At 51.6% G+C, this 21,077-nt stretch carries 19 protein-coding genes and 1 other annotated feature; of the genes, 10 read left to right on the forward strand and 9 right to left on the reverse strand.

Annotated features, from left to right (window positions below):
• Positions 1-36: 36 nt before the first annotated feature.
• Positions 37-2,016: a DNA polymerase III subunit gamma/tau gene (dnaX, locus tag J1779_RS24240; protein ID WP_217204982.1), complete on the reverse strand. Its 1,980-nt coding sequence runs from the start codon at positions 2,014-2,016 to the stop codon at positions 37-39.
• Positions 640-704 (reverse strand) — a sequence feature (DnaX frameshifting element). It overlaps the preceding gene by 65 nt.
• A 321-nt stretch (positions 2,017-2,337) precedes the next feature.
• On the opposite strand from dnaX, the gene J1779_RS24245 reads away from it, so the two are divergent.
• Positions 2,338-4,401, forward strand: coding sequence for an alpha-amylase (locus J1779_RS24245; RefSeq protein WP_217204983.1), 2,064 nt, complete (start codon positions 2,338-2,340; stop codon positions 4,399-4,401).
• 62 nt (positions 4,402-4,463) lie between these two features.
• On the opposite strand, the gene apt is transcribed toward J1779_RS24245, so the two are convergent.
• Both apt and J1779_RS24255 read right to left on the reverse strand, forming a co-directional pair.
• Entirely contained in the window at positions 4,464-5,015 is a 552-nt protein-coding gene (gene apt, locus J1779_RS24250; protein WP_056771179.1) for an adenine phosphoribosyltransferase, read from the reverse strand.
• A 184-nt stretch (positions 5,016-5,199) separates the two neighbouring features.
• Positions 5,200-5,568, reverse strand: coding sequence for a DUF454 family protein (locus tag J1779_RS24255; RefSeq protein WP_122095994.1), 369 nt, complete (start codon positions 5,566-5,568; stop codon positions 5,200-5,202).
• 104 nt (positions 5,569-5,672) lie between these two features.
• On the opposite strand from J1779_RS24255, the gene priC reads away from it, so the two are divergent.
• Both priC and rsmS read left to right on the forward strand, forming a co-directional pair.
• Positions 5,673-6,209 carry a primosomal replication protein PriC gene (priC, locus tag J1779_RS24260; RefSeq protein ID WP_056771173.1) on the forward strand — a complete coding sequence of 179 codons (537 nt, stop codon included), beginning with the start codon at positions 5,673-5,675 and terminating at the stop codon, positions 6,207-6,209.
• Between the two features lie 95 nt (positions 6,210-6,304).
• Complete coding sequence (gene rsmS / locus J1779_RS24265) at positions 6,305-6,478, forward strand: pleiotropic regulatory protein RsmS (RefSeq protein ID WP_072158052.1); 174 nt, start codon at positions 6,305-6,307, stop codon at positions 6,476-6,478.
• Positions 6,479-6,553: 75 nt separating this feature from the next.
• Here rsmS and mscK read toward each other — a convergent pair whose 3' ends face one another.
• Positions 6,554-9,949, reverse strand: a complete 3,396-nt coding sequence (gene mscK / locus J1779_RS24270; protein WP_136376040.1) for a mechanosensitive channel MscK — start codon at positions 9,947-9,949, stop codon at positions 6,554-6,556.
• A 165-nt stretch (positions 9,950-10,114) separates the two neighbouring features.
• Complete coding sequence (acrR, locus tag J1779_RS24275) at positions 10,115-10,762, reverse strand: multidrug efflux transporter transcriptional repressor AcrR (protein ID WP_217204984.1); 648 nt, start codon at positions 10,760-10,762, stop codon at positions 10,115-10,117.
• A 141-nt stretch (positions 10,763-10,903) separates the two neighbouring features.
• Between acrR and J1779_RS24280 the strand changes: the two genes are divergently transcribed.
• The 4 genes from J1779_RS24280 (at position 10,904) to ykgO (ending at position 15,786) form a co-directional block, all read left to right on the forward strand.
• Complete coding sequence (locus J1779_RS24280; RefSeq protein ID WP_217204985.1) at positions 10,904-12,079, forward strand: efflux RND transporter periplasmic adaptor subunit; 1,176 nt, start codon at positions 10,904-10,906, stop codon at positions 12,077-12,079.
• Between the two features lie 16 nt (positions 12,080-12,095).
• Positions 12,096-15,248, forward strand: a complete 3,153-nt coding sequence (gene acrB / locus J1779_RS24285; protein ID WP_056771158.1) for a multidrug efflux RND transporter permease subunit AcrB — start codon at positions 12,096-12,098, stop codon at positions 15,246-15,248.
• A gap of 121 nt (positions 15,249-15,369) precedes the next feature.
• A complete protein-coding gene (locus tag J1779_RS24290) occupies positions 15,370-15,624 on the forward strand; it encodes a type B 50S ribosomal protein L31 (RefSeq protein WP_056771154.1) in 255 nt (84 codons plus the stop codon).
• 21 nt (positions 15,625-15,645) lie between these two features.
• The gene (gene ykgO, locus J1779_RS24295) at positions 15,646-15,786 is read left to right on the forward strand and encodes a type B 50S ribosomal protein L36 (RefSeq protein ID WP_015698299.1); all 141 of its coding nucleotides are present in this window, start codon (positions 15,646-15,648) and stop codon (positions 15,784-15,786) included.
• Between the two features lie 124 nt (positions 15,787-15,910).
• Here the strand turns inward: ykgO and J1779_RS24300 are convergent, their stop codons facing one another.
• Genes J1779_RS24300 through J1779_RS24310 form a run of 3 tightly spaced genes read right to left on the reverse strand, consistent with a single transcriptional unit; the run spans position 15,911 to position 18,415 of the window.
• Positions 15,911-16,789, reverse strand: coding sequence for a metal ABC transporter substrate-binding protein (locus tag J1779_RS24300; RefSeq protein WP_217204986.1), 879 nt, complete (start codon positions 16,787-16,789; stop codon positions 15,911-15,913).
• A 43-nt stretch (positions 16,790-16,832) separates the two neighbouring features.
• On the reverse strand, positions 16,833-17,690 hold the full coding sequence (locus J1779_RS24305) for a metal ABC transporter permease (RefSeq protein ID WP_183848827.1): 858 nt from the start codon (positions 17,688-17,690) through the stop codon (positions 16,833-16,835).
• Positions 17,687-18,415: a metal ABC transporter ATP-binding protein gene (locus tag J1779_RS24310; protein WP_183848824.1), complete on the reverse strand. Its 729-nt coding sequence runs from the start codon at positions 18,413-18,415 to the stop codon at positions 17,687-17,689. Before J1779_RS24310 ends, J1779_RS24305 begins: the two co-directional genes overlap by 4 nt.
• A gap of 356 nt (positions 18,416-18,771) precedes the next feature.
• On the opposite strand from J1779_RS24310, the gene J1779_RS24315 reads away from it, so the two are divergent.
• The 3 genes from J1779_RS24315 (at position 18,772) to J1779_RS24325 (ending at position 19,985) form a co-directional block, all read left to right on the forward strand.
• Complete coding sequence (locus J1779_RS24315; protein WP_056771146.1) at positions 18,772-19,125, forward strand: hypothetical protein; 354 nt, start codon at positions 18,772-18,774, stop codon at positions 19,123-19,125.
• A 242-nt stretch (positions 19,126-19,367) separates the two neighbouring features.
• Positions 19,368-19,736 (forward strand): Hha toxicity modulator TomB, encoded by a 369-nt coding sequence (gene tomB / locus J1779_RS24320; protein ID WP_056771141.1) that lies wholly within the window; start codon positions 19,368-19,370, stop codon positions 19,734-19,736.
• 45 nt (positions 19,737-19,781) lie between these two features.
• Positions 19,782-19,985 (forward strand): HHA domain-containing protein, encoded by a 204-nt coding sequence (locus tag J1779_RS24325; protein ID WP_056771138.1) that lies wholly within the window; start codon positions 19,782-19,784, stop codon positions 19,983-19,985.
• Positions 19,986-20,068: 83 nt separating this feature from the next.
• On the opposite strand, the gene J1779_RS24330 is transcribed toward J1779_RS24325, so the two are convergent.
• Positions 20,069-21,016 carry a LysR family transcriptional regulator gene (locus J1779_RS24330; protein WP_056771135.1) on the reverse strand — a complete coding sequence of 316 codons (948 nt, stop codon included), beginning with the start codon at positions 21,014-21,016 and terminating at the stop codon, positions 20,069-20,071.
• Between the last annotated feature and the right edge of the window lie 61 nt (positions 21,017-21,077).

Here is a 21,077-nt window from a genome sequence, read left to right on the forward strand (position 1 = left end):
TCTCTCTCAGCAATGGCCGCGTCACAATCGCGGCGTTTAAATTGGGCGGATACTTTCTTCATCCAGCTCCGCGTCGAAGAACCGGCGCAGTGTCTGAATGTTGTTATCCGCAATAATTGACTGACGCGCCTGCGCCAGTTTTTCTTCATAAATGGCCTGTCGCCACTCAAGCGGCGTTTTCACCGCCAGATTATCATCTTCCAGCACGGTGAGTTCAACCGGTGTCTGATGCAGCGCCGATAAGGCCTCCGCCAGCACTTTCTGCGCGGACGGCGAATTCAGATGCTTTTGCGAAGAACGCAGGTGCAGGCAGATTTTGCCCGGTTCCGGCTGTTCCCGGTACGCATTCAGCGCCAGTTGCTGAACCAGTTTCGGAATGGTCAGACGGCTGATTTCGGCCGCCCATTCATCACGTTCAATCGCTTCTTCTGCCAGACGGGAAGCCAGTTCCGGCGATTTTTCATGCTCAAGGGCCGTTCGCAAGGCCTTCGGCGTGGCCACTGGTTCGGAGGACTCTTCCGGCTCAGTCAGCGCTTTCCAGCGGTACGCTTCTTCTTTGACCGGCGCAGCGGGCTCTTTCTTCGCGCTGGCCTGTGTCTGCGCACGTTCAGTCACCGAAGCGAGGCGCTCCAGTGCTGAGTTTGCCGGCCGCGCTTTTCCTGGCGCTGCCGGCTCAGCTTTTTTTGGGGTGGTACTCCCCTGCTGCCTGAGTAATTGTGTTCGCGCCTGCAACAGCTGTGCGGTGGAATCCGGCATCGAAGCCGGTTCTGCGCCGCCGTGCGGCGGTGGCGAATCATTGTGGCCCTGCTGCGGCGACGGCTGCTGCGGTGTGGCGGCGCGCGGCGCGGCATGCTGTGCGGGTGCGTGAGGTTGCGGCGCAACGTAAGCAGGTGCCGCGGCCGGTTGCGGAGCCGGTTCAGCAATGATCACTTTCGGATGGAAGGCCAGCGCGCGCAGCAGCGTCATTTCAACGCCCATGCGTTTGTCCGGCGCGTACGCCAGCTCTTTACGGCCAATCAGTAAGGTCTGGTAATAAAGCTGGACGTCAGCCGGCGGAATGACACGCGCCAGTTCACGCAGGCGTTGTTCAATCGCCGAGTAATGATTATCGAGCACTGACGGCAACAGCTGAACCATGGCAATGCGGTGCAGCAGCGCCAGCGTTTCTACCAGCAGATTTTCCCAGTCCACACCACGGGACGCAGCTTGCTCGACCTGCGCCATCATCTGGCCGCCATCAGCGCTGACCAGCGCTTCCAGCATCGCCAGCGGCTGTTCGTCGTCGAGGGTACCGAGCATTTGTGCCACGGTTTCGGTGGTCACCGCGCCCTGCCCCATAGCGATGGCCTGATCGGTCAGGCTCAGCGCATCACGCATACTGCCGTCGGCAGCACGGGAAAGCAGCTGAAGCGCGCGCGGTTCAGTGGCAATGGTTTCCTGCGTTAATACGTTTTCGAGCTGTTTGCGGATTTGTTCCGGATCCAGCGCTTTCAGATGGAACTGCAAACAACGCGATAAAATCGTGACCGGTAATTTCTGCGGATCGGTCGTCGCCAGCAGGAATTTGACGTGCGCGGGCGGCTCTTCCAGCGTTTTCAACAGCGCATTAAAGCTGTGACGCGAGAGCATGTGAACTTCGTCAATCAGATAGACTTTGAAGCGGCCACGGGCCGGCGCGTACTGGACGTTATCCAGTAATTCGCGGGTATCTTCGACTTTCGTCCGGGAGGCGGCGTCGATTTCGATCAGATCGACAAAACGGCCCTGTTCGATCTCGCGGCAGTTATCACACACGCCGCATGGCGTGGAGGTGATGCCGGTTTCGCAGTTCAGTCCTTTCGCCAGCAGACGGGCAATGGTGGTTTTCCCCACGCCACGGGTACCGGAAAACAGGTAGGCGTGATGGATGCGCCCGAGCGACAGGCCATTAGCCAGTGCGGTCAGCACATGTTCCTGTCCGACGACGTCGGCAAAAGTTTGGGGGCGCCACTTACGGGCAAGAACCTGATAGCTCATTAACACTTCATCGTTGATTTATAATGAATAATTTGACGATACACGAAAAAACATCGTTTAACCCGTCTTTCTGCGCTGGTCTGCGAAACGGAGACTGAGGACTCAGCATAATGATGCCGGAGCCAGACTGCCACTCCTTAGTGTACCAGCAGGGTCGCCATCATTCCTATTACTTTACTTTTTGCGCAGCGCGCCGCAGTTTCTCCGCCTTCGTCCTCCTCCTGATAATTCGCGTCAGGGGATGAGGGCAAATTTTGTGCACTGATTACACTCAATTCACCTCTGTTCCGATAATGCTTCCTGCCCCGCGTAAGGAGAGCCATGAAACGCCTGACACTGCCGTTATTACTGCTCGTTTCCCCTGCTGCCCACAGCTGGACGCTGCAAGGGTTCCCCACGTTTGCCGAACCGGTGAGCGGAATATTCATCAGCCACGCCGCGCTACCCAAAGGTCAGCGCGCACTGGAATTACATCAGGATAATCAGTGCTGGCAACCCACCGGCGCGGTAAAGCTTAACGAGATGCTGTCGCTGCAACCCTGTGAAAACAATGCGCCGGTTAGCTGGAAACAGTTCCGCGCAGGGGATTATCAGGTGCGGATTGATACCCGCAGCGGCACCCCCACGCTTCAGCTGAGCCTGAAAACGGCGCAGGAAAGTGTCGCCGCCGTGACAAAAACCTGTCCGCAATGGGATGGCAAACCGCTGAACGTCGATGTCTCCGGCACATTTGCCGACGGCGAAACGGTGCGCGACTTTTATTCCGGCCAGACCGCACAGGTCAACGGCGGTCACATCACGATGACACCCGATCCGGCCAGCGGCGGTTTACTATTGCTCGAATCTGCGGAGCACAAAAAACCCGCCGCCTTTAGCTGGAAAAACGCCACGGTCTATTTTGTGCTGACCGACAGATTCGTAAACGGCAATCCGGATAACGATCACAGCTATGGCCGTCACAGTGACGGAATGCAGGAGATCGGCACATTCCACGGCGGCGATCTGGCCGGGCTGACCGGCAAGCTGGATTATCTGCAACAACTGGGCGTCAACGCGCTGTGGATCAGTTCGCCGCTGGAACAAATCCACGGCTGGGTCGGTGGCGGCACCAAAGGCGATTTCCCGCATTATGCCTATCACGGCTATTACACCCTCGACTGGACAAAACTGGACGCCAATATGGGCACCGGCGAAGACTTGCAAAAACTGGTCAGCGAGGCGCACAAACGTGGGATCCGCATTCTGTTTGACGTGGTGGTCAATCACACCGGTTACGCCACGCTGGCGGATATGCAAACCTATCATTTCGGCTCGTTATATCTGAAAGGCAACGACATCGAAAAAACGCTCGGCAAAAACTGGACCGACTGGAAACCCGGCCCCGGCCAGAACTGGCACAGTTTTAATGATGACATCAATTTCATCGACAAAGACGGCTGGAGCACCTGGTGGGGCAAAAAATGGATCCGCACCGACATTGGCGATTATGACTCACCCGGTTATGACGATCTGACCATGTCGCTGGCGTTCCTGCCGGATATAAAAACCGAATCCACACAAGCCAGCGGCCTGCCCGTTTTCTATCGTCACAAACCTGATACCGCCGCCCGTGAAATTCCGGGGGCAACGCCGCGTGATTATCTGGTGACCTGGCTCAGCCAGTGGGTGCGGGATTACGGCATTGACGGATTCCGTGTCGATACCGCTAAACACGTGGAAAAACCGACGCTGGCCTTACTCAAAGCCCGCTCAGCCGAAGCGCTGAAACAGTGGAAAGCCGCCAATCCGTCCCAGGCGCTGGATGACACGCCATTCTGGATGACCGGTGAAGCCTGGGGTCACGGCGTAATGAAAAGTGATTATTACGACAATGGCTTTGACGCAATGATTAACTTTGATTTTCAGGATCAGGCCGCGGCGGCGCTGAGCTGTTTTACCAATATCGATGCAACTTATCAGCAGATGGCAGAGAAAATGCAGGATGTTAATGTGCTGAGTTATCTCTCATCCCATGATACCCGGCTGTTTTTTGCGGCTGATGCCAAAGGATCTCTGTCTTTGCAGCAACGCGCAGCCGATGTGCTCCTGCTGGCACCCGGCGCGGTACAGATCTTTTACGGCGACGAAAGCGGACGACAGTCTGGCCCGACGGGCTCGGACCCTTTGCAGGGAACGCGATCTGACATGAACTGGCAAGAGCTGACCGGCGCGAAACAGGCACTGCTCACGCACTGGCAAAAGCTGGGCATATTCAGGGAGCGGCATCCGGCGGTCGGCGCAGGGGTACAGAAATCGCAGCAGACGGCGCAATATTACGCCTTCAGCCGTCAGCATAATGACGATAAAGTGATGGTGGTCTGGGCGGGAGAAAGCGGAAAAGAGTAACACAGAAAGCAAAAGGCCTCGCGTTAACGGCGAGGCCAGTTCACATCAACTGTTTATATCAATCAATGCCCGTCGAAAGAAACCAGGCTGTAACAGTGAATGTTCAGGGAGTTCAGGCGTTTTTCACCGCCCAGTTCCGGCAGATTGATGATGAAAGCAGCATCGGTCACTTCCCCACCCAGACGGCGGATCAGTTTCGCGGTGGCTTCAATGGTGCCACCCGTTGCCAGCAGATCGTCGATCACCAGAATTTTTTCGCCCGGCTGAATGGCATCAACGTGGATTTCCAGACTGTCAGTGCCGTATTCCAGATCGTAAGTTTCGCTGATGGTTTCACGCGGTAATTTACCCGGTTTGCGCACGGGCACAAAGCCTACGCCCAGAACCAATGCCACCGGGGCGCCAAACAGGAAACCACGCGCTTCGGTGCCCACCACTTTGGTGACTCCGGCATCGCGGTAACGATCGGCCAGTAATTTAATGCTTTCAGCGTACGCTTTCGGGTCTTCCAGCAAGCTGGTGACGTCGCGGAACAGTATGCCTGGCTTAGGGTAGTCAGGGATGGTTTTAATACTGTCTTTAATAAACTGAAGCTGCTGTGCGGTAGCGGTCATAATGTCATTGCCTGATATAGCTGCTGTTCATACTTAAACGCGGGCGGTCAAATGTCCCCCGTCATGCCTTGTAAAAAGCATGTCGTCTAAGGAAGGAAATTGGGAGCGCACCGACGTACGAGATGCCCAAATCTATGCAAAGCCGCTTTAAAAAGCAACCCGCAGCCGGACATGATCGCCTTTTTTATTGCTCAAGGTCAACCACTGGTAATCGCCACATCATAAACAGCAGCATAAACATCATGCAGAGCAATAAAATACGCACCCATAATAACGGTACGAAATATATCGAGACGGCGAAAGTGACCAGAATCAGGGCAACCGCTTTGGGTTTTGCTCCTTTCGGCAATGCGCGATGTTGTTGCCAGTGGCGCAGATAGCTACCGAACCAGGAACGGTGCAGCAGCCAGTGATGAAAACGCGGCGACGAACGGGCAAAACACCAGGCGGCCAGCAAAAGAAACGGTGTGGTGGGCAGTAATGGCAGCACCACACCCAGCGTCGCCAGCACCACGCAGATCCAGCCAGCGATAATCAGTAGTACGCGTTTCATTCAATTCCTTTTAATTCGGATAAACCACGGCAAGTATTGCTCCGGCCAGTGTAAACTGACGCGGCAAAGCTGTCATATTTGCGAACTATCAATGGAGATTTCCCGTGAGCACAGAACGAATTTTACATGTCCTTGATCAGCAGATCGAAACACTGTCGCGGGAAATTGAACCTATCGGCCATGTCTCCGCCACGCAGGCGCGCTTCGATATCGCCCTTTTTTCCACCAAAGGCACACGTCTGCGGGATTATCTGGCAGAAATCAAAAATAATTTGCGTCAGCTGAATCAGGAAGTGGCAGAAAAGCGTTCCGCTCAGGTGGCTTTTATCGCAGAGCGGCTGGTGGCACAAATCACCGCCATGCAACGCGAACTCGCCACCCAGACCCTGCGTAAAACGCATCAGACCCCGGAACGTAAAAGTCATGATAACTACACCAAACTGGCGGAAACACAGCAGTTTGAGCGTCGGCTGATTGCGATGATTGAAGACCGGGAAACGACGCTGGGACAACTGTCGACGTTCAGCGATCAGCAGCGCGTACAAAAGGAGCTGGCGGCATTAGAGGGACGGCTTATGCGTTGCCGCCAGGCGCTGGCAAAAATCGAGCGCCAGATTGAAAGACAGGAAAAAGGTTTTTGAATCTTTATCACATTTTTTTAATCCGGCCTGCTAACCCGGCCTTTTGTTATCTATAATGATAAGTCCAAAACCTGCTAATTATAATGTTGGCCAATATGTCAGTAGAAAATGCGCCTCCCGAACTTCAGCTTGCTGTCGATCTGATTTACCTGCTCGAGTGCAATGAAATCGCCCCTGAAACCGCCCTTGCCGCACTGGAAATTGTGCAGCGCGATTATCAGGAAAAGCTGAAAAACAGCAAAAGTTCGCTTTCAGTGAGTTACCTGTAAACCGTCAGCCTCGCTGAGCGCCGACGTGTGGCTTGTCAGGGGATCTGATACTTTCCCCTGATTTGCACCCCCTGCCTAACCTTGCGTGACCGCGTCCGGTTCATCTCCCGGCTGCCTCATCATCCGCTTCACTTCCTGAATTTCATTGCCGTCCTGATTGTGCAAATACACTTCGAGCTGATTGAAGGCGATATTGATGCCGTTTTCACGGCAAAGTTTATCAATGCTGCGGTTCAGCTCATCGACGGTGTAACTGCGGTCACCCAATTCACGGACATACACACGCAATTCATGATCCAGCGTGCTTGCGCCGAAGTTAAGGAAAAATACCAGCGGCGAAGGATCGTTCATTACCCGCGGGTTTTCATGCGCCGCCTGCAATAAAATCTCCTTCACTTTGTCGAGGTCTGACCCGTACGCCACGCCGATTTTTATCAGCACGCGGGTCACGGTATCGGTCAGCGACCAGTTGATCAGCCTTTCGGTCACGAAGGCTTTGTTGGGAATAATCACTTCTTTGCGATCAAAGTCAGTGATGGTGGTGGCGCGGATCCGGATCCGGCTCACCGTGCCGGAGAAGCTGCCGATAGTCACGGTATCGCCGATACGTACCGGGCGCTCAAACAGGATGATCAGGCCGGAGACGAAGTTGGCGAAAATTTCCTGTAAGCCGAAACCAAGACCAACCGACAGCGCGGCTACCAGCCATTGTAATTTGTCCCAGGAGACACCGAGCGATCCGAGCGCAGTCACGGCACCGATCACCGTGATCGAATAGGTGAGGATCGTCGTAATTGCGTAAGAGGTGCCCTGCCGCAGTTGCAACCGCGAGAGAACCACCACTTCAAGCAAGCCCGGTAAGTTGCGCGTGAGCACATAAGCGACAATCACCGCCAGGAAGCCGAGCAGTAAATTCCCCAGCGTCACGGTTTGCTGTGTCACCGTGCCCGCGACCGTGCCGGAGTAATGCCACAGCGAAATACTGTCTAGATAAGAGATGACCGTCAGTAAATCCGACCAGATCCAATAGAACACCGAGGCGAAAATAAAGAACAGCACCATGGTGGTCAGTCGCAATGACTGCTGGTTGATCTGATCCAGCCCCAGCGGAGGTTCTTCGACCGGTTCATTTCCTTCCACGCCGTCTTTGACCGCCGTGGTCTGACGCCGTGCCAGCGCACGCCGGTACGCCAGACGCCGTGCCGCCACGCTCAGTCCGCGCAGCGCGGTAAGGTAAATAATGTTCCAGAATATCAGCAGATACAGGCTGTCAAGCCAGCGCCCGGCCAGACGCAGCGTGGTGTAAAAATACCCCGTGACCACCAGCCCGACGAGGAAAGCCGGAGCCAGCGCGATGGCCGTCACCATGACCAGACGAATGCTGTGTGAGTCTTTATCCCGCCAGCCGTCGCGCGCGATCGGAAAGACCAGCACCGTCAGCGCAATAAGCGTCAGGAAAATCACCACCTGCCCGATGATGTCATCCACCAGACCGAGCGGCGCTTTTTCACCACGTACCGACCAGAAAATCAGTGGCAACATCACCAGACTCAGGCGGATCACCGAGCGGCGGTAATGCGCACATGTCGTCGCGGGCATCGCGAAGTGGCGCTCATTGATTCCACCGGGTTTAAGTATGCGATAGCAGAATCCCATCACCAGCTGGAAAACGGCCAGCCGCTGCGAGAGCGTCCATAAGAAGTCGTTGAGTGCGATATCGCACTGCGAAAACCAGTAACCAACACCGAGCATCAGTAATACGCCCGGCAACACGTTGAGCACCATCAGCAACAGCGCCTGCGGCGTGTGCATCTGGCTGTCGCGCCTGAGCTGCCCGACATCGTTACTCAGGCTTTCGATCCGCTGATTGATGTATTTTCTTCGCCACAGCAGCACAAGGATCGCCACCAGCAACGGAACGGTCACCGGCAACGAGTGAATCGCGCCCAGCATCAGCTCGCCACGGGGAATGCTGATGCTCAGACTGCTCAGCTGGTTTTTGACGTCACCGGGCAGCGATTTGATGAACTCCCAGTTCATCGGCTTATTACTGCTTACCCAGAAAATCTGCTGCGTCAGCGTTTCCGTCAAAGACTGGTTGATGCTGAGCAACTGCTGCTGATTAATCTGCAAATTAATCGCCAGCGAAAGCTGATTACCGAGCTGTTTATTCAGCTGATCCAGCAATTCGCGGCGCATATCGACGATCTGATCTAACGCGTCGCTGATATCTTCATTAATGGTTTCTTTACTATTGCTGACCACGCCCTGAATGTAGCTGTCACCCTGAAACAGCGCATCACGCTGCTGGTTAATTTTGAACTGTTCCAGGCGTAAATCTGCAATACGCGTACTCATGTCGGTCACCAGCCCTGAAGGCGGGATGGTATTTTGCTGCTGCTGATAAAGGATGCGCGACAACAGGAGGCTGCCCTTGAGCACGTTAATCTGTTCTTTCAGGTCGTGCTCCGCCTGCGCTGAACGGTCCAGCCAGTTTTTCACCGTGATGTTGTTTTGCACCAGCTGATTGCCCTCTTCGGTCGCGGCAATCAGACGCTCACTCAGCTTGCGGTTGATGTCCAGCTCCTGCGCCACCAGCGGGTCGTTCTGAATATTGGAGGTGTCGTCCGGCGTCTGGGCTTCTTTCGCGGTGCGCTCGGAGAGGATCAGGCGTTTACCGTTCACCACCTCCTGTAATAACTGAGCGGTATGTTCTAGCTGATTAATATGCGCATTGGTGTAATCACGTTGTTTTTGCAGCAAATCTTGCAACGTGGTGTTGGCTTCAAGACTTTTACGTTGCAAATCAATCTGCGCATTCAGCAATGCCTGCTGGGTCACCAGCATGGTTTGCTGCGTATTACGTAAATCCTGCTGCCCTGGCGACATCCCGTTAAGCTGATTGCGGATTTTCTGGATGGCCATGGAATAGGAATACATGGCGTTCTGCACCCTTTCCGGCTGGGTTTGCAGCGAGATTAACTGGGTGTTGAACGTCGAGAGATCTTCCTGTGAAGACTGGAGATCGTCGAGGGTATCGTTAAGACGGTTCTCCAGCTGGCGCAGGGCCAGAGAAGAAAGCTGCGCTTTATTCACGTCGTCTTTCGCGCTGTTTTTGAGTTGATCGAGCCCGTCCATTGCCGCGCGCAATTTCTGTGGCGCTTCGGTCACCTGCTGATGCAATTGCGTGGCGTCCTGCTTCACGCGATCCAGCGCATCAAGGTACTCAAGGGTGTGAATCAAATCCTGTTGTGACAATTTATCAACCGGCGTGAGATTTTTTTGCCGGTTAAGGGCATCGAGCTGGTTTTGCACTTCATTGCGGGAGGGAACATCGTTACTTGCCGCCAGAGAAGGAAGCGAGAAAAGTAAAAGTGCTGCGCACATAATCAGCGAGTAAATACGAATTATCCCGTGTTTTTTCCGGGTTAATGTGCGGTCAGAAGGTGCGGTCAGAAACCGGATCAACATACGTAAACTTCAACTCATTTACCGAATGAATAGATGGTGACGACAATAGCAGCCTTCAGTCTGAAAGGAAGGGGAAAAGCGTTTCAGAATACAACATGCGATGGGCGATATTTTACACAGAATAAGGGATAAAGATTGCAGGCTTATTATTTTTAACAGAAATGATTAATGCGGCGTTTTAGTTGCAATGAGATAGGTGGAATGGCGAAGCATATCAAGATAGGTATCGATGAATCTGCCGGCATTGGCTTCTAAATCAAAGCTTTCCGGTATAAATAACCAGTTTTCCATCAGACCCGTGATGTAAGCGCGCAGGATAATGGCCGCCTGGCGGGTATCCAGTTCGGCGGGCAACTGTTTTTCATCTATGCAGCGCAGCAGAATACGTTCAATTTTACCGTACCCTTCCATATAAAGTGATTTGCGCGCTTCGTGTACCGACGTCATCTCCCCAACAAATTCACATTTATGGAATATAATCTCCATCAGTGCTTTACGTTGTGTATCGGTCACCGTAGAAACAAGAATGTAAATTAAGATTTCGCGCAAAATGCGCAGTGGATTATTCGGAAACTTTGTCTGATACTCTACTTCGAGCACTTTTATACGGGATTCATAGGCTTCCCAAATCGCGTTAAATAGTTCTACTTTGTTCCTGAAATGCCAATAAATTGCGCCCCGCGTCACACCGGCTGCATTCGCAATATCAGTCAGTGATGTCGACGATACCCCACGGGCAGAAAACTCTCGCACAGCAGCATCCAGAATCTGTTGTCTGGTTTCCAGCGCCTGTGATTTGGTTTTTCGTGCCATAGGTTTATCTTTCAGGGGAGTTTGATTTACATACATTCTTGAATGTATGTAACATAGCACGCACATACTAAAAGCGCAGCAATGGATTTGGAATGTTGTGATCCATTGGACAATTTGAAATCGGACACTTGAGGTTTATTTATGAACAAAAACAGAGGGTTAACGCCTCTGGCGGTAGTTCTGATGCTATCCGGAAGCATAGCACTTACAGGATGTAACGATAAAGAAGCTCAACAAGGCGCACCCCATGCTCCGCAGGTTGGCGTCGTTACCCTGAAAACTGAACCGCTGAATGTGACTACCGAACTTCCAGGTCGTACTGCTGCTTTCCGCATTGCTGAAGTACGTCCGCAAGTTGGCGGTATCATTCTGAAACGCAACTTTGTTGAAGGCAGCGAAGTCAAAGCTGGCACCTCTTTATATCAAATTGATCCAGCCACTTATCAGGCCGCGTATGACAGCGCTAAAGGCGATCTGGTTAAAGCTCAGGCCAACGCACAGATTTCCCGCGTGACCGTGAATCGCTACAAACCTCTGCTCGGCACCAACTACATCAGTAAGCAAGATTACGACACCGCAGTCGCAACCGCTGCACAAGCTGATGCTGCCGTGGTCAGTGCTAAAGCGGCCGTCGAAACCGCCCGTATCAATCTGGCTTACACCAAAGTCACCTCCCCTATCAGCGGACGTATCGGTATTTCGTCTGTGACTGAAGGTGCGCTGGTGTCAAACGGTCAGGCGACAGCGCTGGCGACCGTGCAACAACTCGATCCTATCTACGTTGACGTGACTCAGTCGAGCAACGATTTCCTGCGTCTGAAACAGGAACTGGCTGACGGCTCCCTGAAACAAGCCAACGGTAAAGCACAAGTCAAACTGCTGATGGACAACGGTAAGGAATATTCACAGGCGGGTACATTAGAATTCTCTGATGTGACTGTTGATGAAACCACGGGCTCTATTACGCTGCGTGCCATCTTCCCGAATCCACAGGACTCACTGCTGCCAGGTATGTTTGTGCGCGCGCGTCTGGATGAAGGCGTAAACAACAACGCTCTGCTGGTTCCTCAGCAAGGTATTACCCGTAACCCACGTGGTGATGCAACGGCGATGGTGATTGGTGCTGACAACAAAGTTGAGCTTCGTACCGTGACGACCACACAAGCAATCGGCGATAAATGGGTTGTGACCGAAGGCCTGAAAAGTGGCGATAAAGTCATCGTAACAGGTCTGCAAAAAATTAAGCCGGGCGTACAGGTTACTGCACAGGAAGTTGATCAAAAAGCAGCTGCATCCGATACAGCGACGAAGTCTTAATAGGAGCCGGTAATTCATGGCTAAGTTTTTTATAGATCGTCCCATCTTTGCATGGGTGATCGCCATCATCATCATGTTGGCAGGGGCATTGGCAATTCTTAAATTGCCTATCGCACAGTATCCAACGGTTGCGCCACCGGCTATCCAGCTGACCGCAACTTATCCGGGCGCCGATGCGCAAACGGTTCAGGATACGGTCACCCAGGTTATTGAACAGAACATGAACGGTATCGACAACATGATGTACATGTCGTCGACCAGTGACTCTTCAGGTACTGTCCAGATCACGCTTACGTTTGCTTCCGGTACCGATGCGGATATCGCACAGGTTCAGGTTCAGAACAAACTGCAGCTGGCAACGCCGTTGCTGCCACAGGAAGTTCAGCAACAGGGTATTTCCGTAGAGAAATCGAGCAGCAGCTTCCTGATGGTCGCAGGCTTTATTTCTAATAACGGCACAATGACGCAGGATGATATCGCCGACTACGTGGGTTCGAACATCAAAGACCCGGTCAGCCGTACATCAGGCGTAGGTGACGTTCAGCTGTTTGGTGCTCAGTACGCAATGCGTATCTGGATGGATCCGAACAAACTGAACAACTTCCAGCTGACGCCGGTTGATGTCATCAATGCCATTAAAATCCAGAACAACCAGATTGCAGCAGGTCAGCTCGGTGGTACACCGCCGGTTCCTGGTCAGCAGCTGAACTCCTCTATCGTGGCGCAGACACGTCTGAAGTCCGCCGATGAGTTCGGTAAAATCATTCTGAAAGTGAATCAGGACGGCTCTCAGGTTCGCCTGAAAGACGTGGCGAAGATTGAACTGGGTGGTGAAAACTACGACGTTATTGCCCGCTTCAACGGACAACCTGCTTCCGGTTTGGGTATCAAACTGGCGACCGGCGCGAACGCCCTTGATACAGCAGCATCGGTCAAGGCAACGCTGGCTAAACTGCAGCCGTTCTTCCCGGCAGGCCTGGAAGTTGTTTATCCTTATGACACCACGCCGTTTGTAAAAATCTCGATTAAAGAAGTGGGTAAAACACTGTTCGAGGCCATCGTCCTGGTATTCCTGGTGATGTTCTTGTTCCTGCAAAACTTCCGCGCAACGCTGATCCCAACGATTGCCGTTCCGGTGGTATTGCTCGGTACGTTTGCCGTCCTTTCTGCGTTTGGCTATTCGATAAACACCCTGACGATGTTCGGGATGGTGCTCGCGATAGGCTTGCTCGTCGATGACGCCATCGTCGTGGTCGAGAACGTCGAGCGCGTCATGGTTGAAGATGGGCTGCCACCGAAAGAAGCTACCAAGAAATCCATGGAGCAAATCCAGGGTGCACTGGTGGGGATCGCGATGGTGCTGTCCGCAGTATTCATCCCGATGGCCTTCTTCGGCGGTTCGACCGGGGTTATCTATCGTCAGTTCTCCATCACCATCGTATCTGCCATGGTGCTGTCGGTTCTGGTGGCAATGATCCTGACGCCTGCGCTTTGTGCGACCATGCTTAAGCCGATTGCCAAAGGCGAGCACCACGAGAAGAAAGGTTTCTTCGGCTGGTTTAACAAGAAATTCGAGCAAAGTACGCACCACTACACCGACAGCGTGGGTAACATTCTACGCAGCACGGGTCGTTATCTGGTGATTTACCTGCTGATCGTTGTCGGCATGGCATTCCTGTTCATTCGCCTGCCAACCTCCTTCCTTCCGGAAGAAGACCAGGGCGTATTCCTGACCATGGCACAGTTGCCTGCAGGTGCGACCCAGGAACGTACACAGAAAGTGCTCGATGAAGTCAGCGATTACTATCTGACGAAAGAAAAAGCCAACGTGAACTCCGTGTTTACCGTAAACGGCTTTGGTTTCGCGGGTCGTGGTCAGAACACCGGTATCGCGTTCGTCAGTCTTAAAGACTGGTCTGAGCGTAGCGGCGCTGAAAACAAAGTTCCTGCGATTGCAGGCCGTGCAATGGGCGCATTCAGCACCATTAAAGATGCACTGGTGTTCCCGTTCAACTTACCGGCAATTGTTGAGTTGGGTACGGCGACAGGCTTCGACTTCCAGCTGATTGACCAGGCTAACCTTGGGCATGACAAACTGACGCAGGCACGTAACCAGTTGCTGGGCATGATTGCTGAGCATCCGGACTTGCTGACTCAGGTTCGTCCGAACGGTCTGGAAGATACTCCACAATATAAAATCGAAATTGATCAGGAAAAAGCTACAGCGCTTGGCGTGTCTATTTCCGACATCAACACCACGTTAGGTGCTTCGATTGGTGGTAGCTACGTCAACGACTTTATCGACCGTGGTCGCGTGAAGAAAGTGTACGTGCAGGCTGAAAATAAGTACCGCATGTTGCCTTCAGACATTAACAATCTGTACGTCCGCGGCAGCGCGGGTCAGATGGTGCCGTTCTCCGCGTTCTCCAGCGCGAAATGGGAATACGGTTCACCGCGTCTGGAACGTTATAACGGTTTGCCATCGATGGAAATCCTTGGTCAGCCAGCTCCGGGCAAGAGTAGTGGTGATGCGATGGCGATGATGGAGTCTCTGGCTTCTAAACTGCCAAGCGGCATCGGCTATGACTGGACGGGTCTGTCTTATCAGGAACGTTTATCCGGTAACCAGGCTCCGGCGTTGTATGCTATCTCGCTGATTGTCGTCTTCCTGTGTCTGGCGGCGTTGTATGAGAGCTGGTCGATTCCGTTCTCGGTCATGCTGGTCGTTCCACTCGGTGTTGTGGGTGCGCTTCTGGCGGCAACGATGCGCGGTCTGAGCAACGACGTTTACTTCCAGGTGGGTCTGTTAACCACCATAGGGCTGTCAGCGAAGAACGCCATATTGATTGTTGAGTTCGCCAAAGACCTGATGGATAAAGAAGGTAAAGGACTGATCGAGTCAACGCTGGAAGCCGTCCGTATGCGTCTGCGTCCGATACTGATGACGTCACTGGCCTTCATCCTCGGTGTAATGCCGCTGGTTATCAGCTCCGGCGCAGGTTCCGGTTCTCAGAACGCCGTAGGTACCGGCGTTATGGGCGGGATGATCACGGCAACGCTGTTGGCGATCTTCTTTGTTCCGGTCTTCTTCGTGGTGGTTCGCCGCCGCTTCGGTAAGAAGAATGAAGACATTGAACATACGCATAAAGTAGAGCATCCGACGCTGTAACCGGATCCCCTACCCTGACGAAAGGCCGCTTATGCGGCCTTTTTTTTCGTCTGATGCTTGAACATGAAAACAGATGGGCGCATACTTATTGTTATAGTATAACATAACATTTAGAGGCATTATGAAACCCGCTATCCATCCTGCTTACCGCACGGTTGTATTTCACGACACCAGCGCTAACGAATACTTCAAAGTCGGTTCGACCATCTCGACTGACCGTACCATTGATCTGGAAGGTGTCACTTTCCCCTATATCACTATTGAAGTGTCTTCCGCATCGCATCCGTACTACACCGGCAAGCAGAAAGAGTATTCAAAAGAAGGCAGCACCGCACGCTTCAACCAGCGTTTCGGCAGCTTCCTCGGTAAGAAGTAATCAGCATCAGGGAGAATTTTTATGCAGGTTCTGAGTTCACTACGTTCGGCTAAAAAACGTCATCCGGATTGCCGCGTTGTTCGTCGTAAAGGGCGGATTTATGTGATTTGCAAAAGCAATCCACGGTTTAAAGCCGTGCAAGGCAAGAAGAAAAAACGCTAAGCGCTGTCTCATACGGCCTTACGCCTGAAAAAACAAAAGCCCCGTCGCTTGCCCGACGGGGCTTTTTCTGTGCTAAGACATGATGTAAATCTCCCCACGTAAAAACCGTGGGGAGGGTTAGATCTTATTTCATGCTGGCGACAATTGTCTCAACGTTATGTTTGAACGCTTTGACGTAAGTCGTTGCCGGGCCTTGTGGCCCTGACAGCGCTTCCGGATACAACTCCCCACCCGGTTGTGCTCCGCTGGCGGCAGCAATCTGCTTCACCAGGCGCGGATCGGTCTGATTCTCGATGAAATAGGTTTTTACCTTCTCATCTTTGATCTGCTTAATCAAAGACGCCACCCCGCTGGCGCTGGCTTCCGATTCAGTTGAAAAGCCTACCGGCGCCATAAAACTCACATGATATTCCTGGCCGAAATAACCGAAAGCATCATGGCTTGTCAGCACTTTACGTTTTGACTGAGGAATGCCGGCGAACTCGGTTTTCGCCCACGAATCCAGTTTTTGCAGTTGTTCAATGTAGGCCTTACCACGCTGACGGAAATAATCAGCATCTTGTGGATCGGCTTTGATCAACGCATTCATCACGTTGGTCGCATAAATCACGCCATTTGCCATACTGTTCCAGGCATGTGGATCCGTGATTTGCTTTCCGTCTTCTTCCATTTTACGGGAATTGACGCCTTCAGATGCGGTCACCAGATGGCCTTTGTAGCCCGATGCCTTCACCAGACGATCGATCCAACCTTCCAGCCCTAAGCCACTGACGAAAACGACATCAGAGGCATTAATGGCTTTGCTGTCCTTTGGCGAGGGTTCGAAACTGTGCGGATCACCATCCGGCCCCACCAGCGAAGTGACCTTCACGTGCTCGCCCCCTACCTCCTGAACAATGTCACCCAGAATAGAAAAACTGGTCACCGCATTCACGGTTTTCGCCATCGCCAGCGGGCTCGACAGTAGGGCAGCTACTGCGAGTGATACAGGTAATACTTTCATCATGTCCCCTTAATTGTGGTACTGCATTTTCATTGTTTTACTGCTAACAACGCGAGGCCGTTAACATCCCGCCCCGCCTTCCAAATAATACTGAAATAAAGAAAATCACCGTTGCGCTGAGGACGATCGCCGGTCCGGCGGGCAATGAGGCGTAATAAGACCAGATCAGCCCGACAACGCTGGAGAGGATGCCGATAATCATCGCGCTCAGAAGAGTGTGAGGTAAATCCCGGGCCCAGAATCGCGCGCTGGCCGCGGGTAACATCATCAACCCGACGGACATCAGCGTGCCGAGGATTTGAAAACCGGCCACCAGATTGACCACCACCAGCGCCAGAAAAATGCCGTGGATCACCGCCAGCCATTTTCCGGCGCTGACCCGCAAGAATAACGAGTCAAAAGACTCAATCACCAGTGCGCGATAAATGCAGGCAAGCATCAGTAATGACGCGCTGCTGATGATCCCAACCATGATCATCGCGGAAGAATCGATGGCCAAAATGGAGCCAAAAAGCACATGCAGCAGGTCAACGCTCGACCCCCGCAACGAAACCAAGGTGACGCCCAGGGCAAGCGAACCGAGATAGAACCCGGCAAAGCTGGCATCTTCTTTCAATTGCGTTTTACGACTCACCAGCCCCGACAACATCGCGACCGCCAACCCGGCAATAAACCCGCCAATGCCCATCGCCACCAGTGACATACCCGAAATCAGATAACCGATCGCCGCACCCGGTAAAACGGCATGAGAAAGAGCGTCACCCACCAGGCTCATGCGACGTAACAGAAGGAAAACACCCAAAGGCGTGGCGCTTATCGATAACGCAATACACGCGATCAAAGCACGGCGCATGAATCCGAATTCAATAAACGGGTCGGCAAGCAAATGGAAAAGCATCATGAATTTGCGACTCCCGCCGCCAGAGCAAAAGGTTCTACCGAGACACAGGCATGCGACGGGTTGGGGAAATGGCTCAGAACCTCGCGGGCGCTTCCCCACAGATTCTGCTGAGCACTGAGGTAAAGCACGTCAGGAAAATGCCGCGCTACCATAGAAATATCGTGTAAAACCGCGATGACGGTCTTACCTTCCTGATGCCATTGCGCAATCACTTTTAACAACAGCGCGGTGGTCTGGCTGTCAATGCCGGTAAAAGGCTCATCAAGCATAATCAGCGGCGCCTGCTGGACCAGCAAGCGGGCAAACAAGGTGCGTTGCAGCTGTCCGCCGGAGAGCGAACCTACCGGGTAATGTTCCATTCCGGTCATGCCAACGGTTTCCAGCGCCTGCGCAACATTTGCCGCAGACTGCCGGTTAATACCACCAAATAAACCGCTCTGCGGCCAGCACCCCATGGCGACAAGATCCACAACGCTGATGGGAAATCCGCGATCCAGTTCAGTCTGCTGAGGTAAGTAGGCCAGGCGCGGCCGCTGGCCCTGACTGAAAGTAAAATCTCCCGTAATCGCCTGTTGCAGGCCTGCCACTGTTTTTAAGAAAGTCGATTTACCGGCACCGTTCGCGCCAATCACCGCCGTCAGCGAACCCGTTAAAAATCGTCCACTTAGCGGCATGGCAACAGCGCGGCGGTCATAGCCGACTTCAAGGTTGTTCACGAAAATCATGGTAGCGAAATCGCCCAGTAAATTGCGGTCCAGAGAACAACGAGCACGGCCAAAACCCCCATGCAGCGTAGTGGCGAAGAAATGGTAAAGAGTGTTTTAGTCATGGCGCCCCCAAATAGTTATAATATAACATCACATGAAGGCATTTTTATCAATACATGAACTGTTTCAGTTTCTTAACGGCGTGAAGTCCCCCAAAACTGTAAGAAAAGGGTAAAAAATAATGTACATATCCTAAACATGATGAAAATCAACTGACTATGCGTAAAGGCATTGGAAATTTTTTTTTCCACTAAATCCACAGAATACTCAAAGTATGTAATAATGAAGAGATACAGGTTTAGAGGATAAAAGGCGTGCGGAAAATCATTCCCGGTAATATTTATGGGCAAAATCCGTCTCTTAAAACGTTACAAGAGATTATTGAACGTTCTTTATCTGAAATTGAAGAACCTTTAATTGGCGATTTATCTTATTTTTCTGAAAATGCCCGTTATGAGCCGAATTCCATGGAAATCGTGTCTATAACTCAAACAGGCGAAAGCATATATTCAATGAGTTACAGGTTCAAATGGACGATTTTCAATGGATGCCTGGACATTAATGCTGATGAATTCACAACGCAAAATGTCACATTCTCAGTCACCCCTGAAGGGCTTGAGTTTGATATTATTGATATGTCCAGAGGAACAACTTCAGACGAATTGTAAGTTTGAGTAATACGTTTGCACAGCGTTCTAAAAATGAATTATATTTAAACCGTTGACTGTAGAATTATCCCATGTAAAACCTCCTGTCTGAGTCCGTTTTATTGTGATTGTTACTGATGTTTAACTCATGATGTGTAGTTCTTAAAAAGTGTAGTGAGAGCTGTTTCCTGTAAGCCATTAAGTTTTGTTGTTTACTCACAGAGTGTTATCAACACCGAATAAACCATTACGGAGGGGATGATATGGATGAGTACTCGCCTAAGCGGCACGATATCGCTCAGTTACGATTCCTGAATGAAATGTTGTATGATGAAGGGATTGCGACACTGGGTGACAGTCATCATGGTTGGGTCAATGACCCTACATCAGCTGTTAACCTGCAACTCAACGAACTGATAGAACACATTGCATCTTTTGTGATGAGTTTTAAAATTAAGTACCCCGACGATAACCATTTAAGTGATCTGGTTGAAGAGTATCTGGATGATACCTACACCCTCTTCAGTAATTATGGAATTAACGATTCTGATTTACGCCAATGGCAAAAGACCAAAAAGCGATTATTCAGAATGTTCTCAGGGGACTACATCTGTACCCTAATGAAGACTTGAGTAATAATTTATATGTTGTCATCAGAACAAAATGAAAAGGCTACGATGAACAAAATCGACTATTTGATGCGTTTAAGAAAATGCACCACTATTGATACGCTTGAACGTGTTATTGAAAAAAATAAGTATGAGCTTTCCGACGACGAACTCGAATTGTTTTACTCGGCAGCTGACCATCGTCTGGCTGAACTGACGATGAATAAGCTGTACGATAAAATCCCCGTTGCCGTATGGAAGTTTGTACGTTAAGTGCTTGCACTGAGCCGAATTATCGTGCGGCTCAGTGTTTATTATTTCAGCAATACTACGTTAGCGTTGTTAAACAATTTCCCTCACAGCACTCTTTCATTCTTTTCTTTGATTCGTTGATGAAACGTCTTTAAGAGAAATTGAAAACACTGTTCTGTTTTTGCCGATCGTAATGGAACCGGTTTACGCATCATAGCGACCGTTCGACTTAACATCGGCTGCTGCAAGTGAATGACCGTTAATTCATTATCGTTCAGCGTTGCCGTGTATAATTCCGGTAAAATCGCCAATGCCATGCGCGACCGCACCAGTCCATATAACGTTTCCTGAAAATCTACCCGGTAACTGACGCGTAAATTCAGACGATGACTCTCATTCATCGCCGTCACCAGCCTGCTCACATTCCCTTTTGAAAACAACGCAATGTCCCTTTTTGCCAGTTGCCGCCACGGGATGTTATGCCCTTCTGCCAGCGCATCATCACGCCTGATCACCACGACGAACGGATCCTCGAGCAGCGGATATATTGCTATCGATTCCGGTACGGTACTGTCGGTAGCGCCGATACCAAAATCAACAGAACCGTTCTCGAGTTCCAATAATAATGCGTCATTTGTCAGGTCATGGAATTCCACACGCATATCAGGGAAATATTCAGATAATAATTGTGGCACCGCCGGAAATAATAATGTGCTGACTGAAGGCACTAATCCGATACGTAAAGTTCCATCTCCGCCCTGGTGCATAATTTGCTGCATATCATCGAACACGCTGTGAGCAGTATTCAATAAGCGTTCTGCATACGGCAGCACAGCTTCACCCTGCTCAGTGAGACTGACGTTCTGTGCCGTCCGGTGCAATAACTTCCCACCCAACACGGATTCAATCTGTCGCAGCGCACTGCTTAACGCAGGTTGGCTGATTGCCAGCCGGTTCGCCGTTTCAGTAAAACTGCGCAATTGCGCCAGCGTCACAAAATATTGAATTTGCTTGAGAGACAGCGCAGGCAGACGACGCCAGGGTTCAGACATAATGTGCAGAGGTTCCGGTCAAAATAGAAAACGTTTGCCCAGCATAACCGCATCTTATAAT

This window comes from Rahnella rivi (genome assembly GCF_019049655.1).
Classification (GTDB): Bacteria; Pseudomonadota; Gammaproteobacteria; order Enterobacterales; family Enterobacteriaceae; genus Rahnella; species Rahnella rivi.

What these genes read in the sequence shown, in the direction of transcription:
- apt (WP_056771179.1), bottom strand. Translation starts at nt 5,015, where the DNA reads ATGACCGCTACCGCACAGCAGCTTCAGTTTATTAAAGACAGTATTAAA.
- ykgO (WP_015698299.1), top strand. Translation starts at nt 15,646, where the DNA reads ATGCAGGTTCTGAGTTCACTACGTTCGGCTAAAAAACGTCATCCGGAT.
- J1779_RS24305 (WP_183848827.1), bottom strand. Translation starts at nt 17,690, where the DNA reads ATGATGCTTTTCCATTTGCTTGCCGACCCGTTTATTGAATTCGGATTC.
- J1779_RS24290 (WP_056771154.1), top strand. Translation starts at nt 15,370, where the DNA reads ATGAAACCCGCTATCCATCCTGCTTACCGCACGGTTGTATTTCACGAC.
- J1779_RS24330 (WP_056771135.1), bottom strand. Translation starts at nt 21,016, where the DNA reads ATGTCTGAACCCTGGCGTCGTCTGCCTGCGCTGTCTCTCAAGCAAATT.
- acrB (WP_056771158.1), top strand. Translation starts at nt 12,096, where the DNA reads ATGGCTAAGTTTTTTATAGATCGTCCCATCTTTGCATGGGTGATCGCC.
- acrR (WP_217204984.1), bottom strand. Translation starts at nt 10,762, where the DNA reads ATGGCACGAAAAACCAAATCACAGGCGCTGGAAACCAGACAACAGATT.
- dnaX (WP_217204982.1), bottom strand. Translation starts at nt 2,016, where the DNA reads ATGAGCTATCAGGTTCTTGCCCGTAAGTGGCGCCCCCAAACTTTTGCC.
- tomB (WP_056771141.1), top strand. Translation starts at nt 19,368, where the DNA reads ATGGATGAGTACTCGCCTAAGCGGCACGATATCGCTCAGTTACGATTC.
- J1779_RS24255 (WP_122095994.1), bottom strand. Translation starts at nt 5,568, where the DNA reads ATGAAACGCGTACTACTGATTATCGCTGGCTGGATCTGCGTGGTGCTG.
- J1779_RS24280 (WP_217204985.1), top strand. Translation starts at nt 10,904, where the DNA reads ATGAACAAAAACAGAGGGTTAACGCCTCTGGCGGTAGTTCTGATGCTA.
- J1779_RS24325 (WP_056771138.1), top strand. Translation starts at nt 19,782, where the DNA reads ATGAACAAAATCGACTATTTGATGCGTTTAAGAAAATGCACCACTATT.
- J1779_RS24300 (WP_217204986.1), bottom strand. Translation starts at nt 16,789, where the DNA reads ATGAAAGTATTACCTGTATCACTCGCAGTAGCTGCCCTACTGTCGAGC.
- mscK (WP_136376040.1), bottom strand. Translation starts at nt 9,949, where the DNA reads ATGTTGATCCGGTTTCTGACCGCACCTTCTGACCGCACATTAACCCGG.
- rsmS (WP_072158052.1), top strand. Translation starts at nt 6,305, where the DNA reads ATGTCAGTAGAAAATGCGCCTCCCGAACTTCAGCTTGCTGTCGATCTG.
- J1779_RS24310 (WP_183848824.1), bottom strand. Translation starts at nt 18,415, where the DNA reads ATGATTTTCGTGAACAACCTTGAAGTCGGCTATGACCGCCGCGCTGTT.
- J1779_RS24245 (WP_217204983.1), top strand. Translation starts at nt 2,338, where the DNA reads ATGAAACGCCTGACACTGCCGTTATTACTGCTCGTTTCCCCTGCTGCC.